This is a genomic window from Citrobacter sp. HN-141 (genome assembly GCF_033341895.1).
Classification (GTDB): domain Bacteria; phylum Pseudomonadota; class Gammaproteobacteria; order Enterobacterales; family Enterobacteriaceae; genus Citrobacter.
This window is the reverse complement of the sequence record NZ_JAWPBF010000045.1, coordinates 1-3,043: the sequence shown is the minus strand read 5'-3', so window position 1 is coordinate 3,043 and position 3,043 is coordinate 1. Positions and strand designations below refer to the sequence as shown.

Here is a 3,043-nt window from a genome sequence, read left to right as displayed (position 1 = left end):
TGAATGGGTTCATGTGCAGCTCCATCAGCAAAAGGGGATGATAAGTTTATCACCACCGACTATTTGCAACAGTGCCGATCAGAATAAGCGCGTGGAAAAAGATAAGCGTGTAAAGGAGGGGCGTCAGCGGGTAGCGACGATGCGTGGACAATAGCAGCGGCACAATGATAATGACCGGGGTGACCTCCATGAGCCAGGTCGTGCGGTCAGCGGTAAAGAGGCCGGTGTAAATCAGGGCAAGCAACAGGATCAGCGCGCCGCCTTTGAGTGTCGATGAGAGTGCGGTTGATGTCATACTCGTCTTCTGTCTCAGTCAAAAAAGCACTATCGCCTGCTGGCGTGCGAAATTCAATGTTACCGGGTGTACGTTTTCGTCACTTCCTGCGCCATTGCCGTAAATGCCTTCACGGCGGCCGTTCTCCACGCGCCTTTGCGTAGCATCAGCGCGGCGGTTCGTTCCAGCAACTGCGGCGTCAGTGAAACGGCTTTTAATCCCTCATTTTGCGCGGCGATTGGCGATGGAAGCAGGGTGGCGAGCGTTGTACGACGCACCAGTTCCAGAATGGCATTGATAGAGTTTGCTTCTATTACTATCTGCGGATGCAGATCTCTTTGGCGGCAATAGCGATCAATTTGTTCGCGCGTCGCAAATTCCTCACTCAGTAAAATGAGTCGTTCATTATTAAGATGTGACAAGGCTACGCACTCCTGTTGCGCCAGAGGATGGCTTTCAGACACCATCAACGCAAGGGATTCCTTCAGTAGCGGCAGTACGTCGATGTCTGCCGAATGAACATCATCAAATGCGATGCCGATGTCCAGTTCATCGTTGAGCAGCAGCTCTTCCATCTTTTCCTGCGACATCTCCTGTAACGCAAGGGTGATATTGGGATAGCGCGCATAAAACCTCGCCATTAGCGGCCCGATAAGCCACGAGGTAAACGTGGGGGTAACGGCGACACGCAGTGAGCCACGGCTCAAATCCTCGACATCATGAATTGCCCGCTTTCCCTCTTCCAGCGATCTCAGCGCATTTTTCGCGTAACCCAACCAGGCTTCGCCAGCATCGGTGAGCTGAATATGGCGACCACTGCGATCGAACAGTTGCGCGCCAAGTGACTCTTCAAGCTGTCTGATTTGCTGAGAAAGCGCGGGCTGCGAAACGTGAAGCGCCGTGGCGGCACGGGTAAAGCCTCGATGCTCAGCGACTGCCAGAAAGTAGTGAATATGTCGTAACAGCATCATCTTTCCCATAAGTTTTACCAATAGACTTGATTATAAATGAGTCTTTTATCTTATGGAACGTAGCGAGTAGCCTGTGTCCATTCCATAGTGAGACAGAGGAACAATCGTGAAAGAGATTATTGATGGCTTTTTGAAATTTCAGCGCAGCGTCTTTCCCGAACGCGCCGAGCTTTTCAGATCGCTGGCAAACCAGCAAAACCCACGCGCGCTTTTTATATCGTGTTCAGATAGCCGCCTGGTGCCGGAGCTGGTGACGCAGCGTGAGCCTGGCGATCTGTTTGTCATCCGTAATGCGGGCAACATTGTTCCTTCTTATGGCCCGGAACCGGGAGGCGTTACCGCATCGGTGGAGTACGCCGTGTCGGTTTTGAAAGTAAATGACATTGTTATATGTGGTCACTCTGACTGTGGCGCCATGACGGCCATCGCCGGATGCCATTGCCTGGACAGTATGCCCGCCGTCAGCCACTGGCTGCGCTATGCCGATTCAGCCCGCGTGGTGAATGAATCACGCACGCATATTTCATTGCAGGCGAAAACCGCATCAATGGTGCGTGAAAACGTTATCGCACAGCTGGCCAATATTCAGACCCACCCGTCAGTACGCCTGGCGCTGGAAGAGGGGCGGATGGCATTACACGGCTGGGTTTACGACATCGAACGTGGCGATATTGCCGCCTACAACGGTGCCAGCGGGCAGTTTGTCTCGCTTGCCGAAAATCCAAATACCTGCGCGATGCCGCTTCGCAGCCTCACCGCAGCTTAATTTTTTCTCTCTATACAGGAGGTTCCATTATGATCCACGCACAAATTAACCGCGATATTCGCCTCTCTTTGGCTGACCAGATTCTGCTTATCAAAGCGAAAAAAGATCTGACCTTTGCGCAACTCACCGATGGTACGGGCTTATCTGAAGCTTTTGTTACCGCGGCCTTGCTGGGGCAGCATGCACTGCCGGCTGATGCGGCGCGTCTGGTTGGTGAAAAGCTCTCACTGGATGAAGATGCGGTGCTGCTTCTGCAAATGATCCCACTGCGCGGCAGTATTGACGATCGCGTACCCACTGACCCGACCATTTATCGCTTCTATGAAATCCTGCAGGTGTATGGCTCTACGCTGAAGGTGCTGGTGCATGAGAAATTTGGCGACGGCATTATCAGCGCCATTAACTTCAAGCTGGATGTCAAAAAAGTGGCTGACCCGGAAGGCGGTGAACGCGCGGTGATTACGCTTGATGGCAAATATCTGCCGACAAAACCTTTCTAAACCCGAGTAAAGCCTGGCGCGTTATCCGCGCCGGGCTCAAAGAACAATATGAATCAATCTCCTCGTACGGGTCTGATGCTCCTTGTGTTGGTGCTGATTGGCCTGAATATGCGTCCGCTACTCACGTCAATCGGGCCTTTACTCCCGCAATTACGTGCGGCCAGCGGCATGAGTTTTACTGTGGCTTCTCTTCTTACCGCATTACCGATGGTCGCGATGGGCGGACTGGCGCTGGCGGGAGGCTGGATCACTCGTCATATTCGCGAGCGTGATAGCGTGGCGGTCGGTCTGTTGATGATCATTATTGGGGCGCTAATGCGTGAGCTGGCGCCTCACAGCGTGGTGCTGCTGACTAAATAGCTGCGCCTAATACCGCTACACTTTTGCCTGACCATGTTTTCCTCCGGGGAATGGGCTGGCGGTTTCCATAAAATGGCGGACCTTTTTCAGTAACTGCGGCACTGTTGCAAAGTTAGCGATGAGGCAGCCTTTTGTCTTATTCAAAGGCCTTACATTTCAAAAACTCTGCTTA

Annotated in this window: 3 protein-coding genes and 3 pseudogenes; 3 read left to right on the top strand and 3 right to left on the bottom strand. The window is 52.6% G+C overall.

Annotation, left to right across the window (positions count from 1 at the left end):
* Nucleotides 1-76: 76 nt before the first annotated feature.
* Both RYZ59_RS24455 and cynR read right to left on the bottom strand, forming a co-directional pair.
* Nucleotides 77-295: pseudogene (locus RYZ59_RS24455) on the bottom strand (hypothetical protein); the annotation flags it as partial.
* Between the two features lie 59 nt (nucleotides 296-354).
* The gene (gene cynR / locus RYZ59_RS24450) at nucleotides 355-1,242 is read right to left on the bottom strand and encodes a transcriptional regulator CynR (RefSeq protein ID WP_003032546.1); all 888 of its coding nucleotides are present in this window, start codon (nucleotides 1,240-1,242) and stop codon (nucleotides 355-357) included.
* Between the two features lie 109 nt (nucleotides 1,243-1,351).
* Between cynR and RYZ59_RS24445 the strand changes: the two genes are divergently transcribed.
* The 3 genes and pseudogenes from RYZ59_RS24445 to RYZ59_RS24435 form a co-directional block, all read left to right on the top strand.
* Nucleotides 1,352-2,011 (top strand): carbonic anhydrase, encoded by a 660-nt coding sequence (locus tag RYZ59_RS24445; RefSeq protein ID WP_003032549.1) that lies wholly within the window; start codon nucleotides 1,352-1,354, stop codon nucleotides 2,009-2,011.
* Nucleotides 2,012-2,040: 29 nt separating this feature from the next.
* The gene (cynS, locus tag RYZ59_RS24440) at nucleotides 2,041-2,511 is read left to right on the top strand and encodes a cyanase (protein ID WP_003032552.1); all 471 of its coding nucleotides are present in this window, start codon (nucleotides 2,041-2,043) and stop codon (nucleotides 2,509-2,511) included.
* A gap of 48 nt (nucleotides 2,512-2,559) precedes the next feature.
* Nucleotides 2,560-2,865 (top strand): annotated as a pseudogene (locus tag RYZ59_RS24435) (cyanate transporter); the annotation flags it as partial.
* 21 nt (nucleotides 2,866-2,886) lie between these two features.
* On the opposite strand, the pseudogene RYZ59_RS24430 reads toward RYZ59_RS24435, so the two are convergent.
* A pseudogene (locus RYZ59_RS24430) lies at nucleotides 2,887-2,967 on the bottom strand (hypothetical protein); the annotation flags it as partial.
* Between the last annotated feature and the right edge of the window lie 76 nt (nucleotides 2,968-3,043).

Coding starts and splice junctions, on each gene's coding strand:
- cynS (WP_003032552.1), top strand. CDS start 2,041: ATGATCCACGCACAAATTAACCGCGATATTCGCCTCTCTTTGGCTGAC.
- cynR (WP_003032546.1), bottom strand. CDS start 1,242: ATGCTGTTACGACATATTCACTACTTTCTGGCAGTCGCTGAGCATCGA.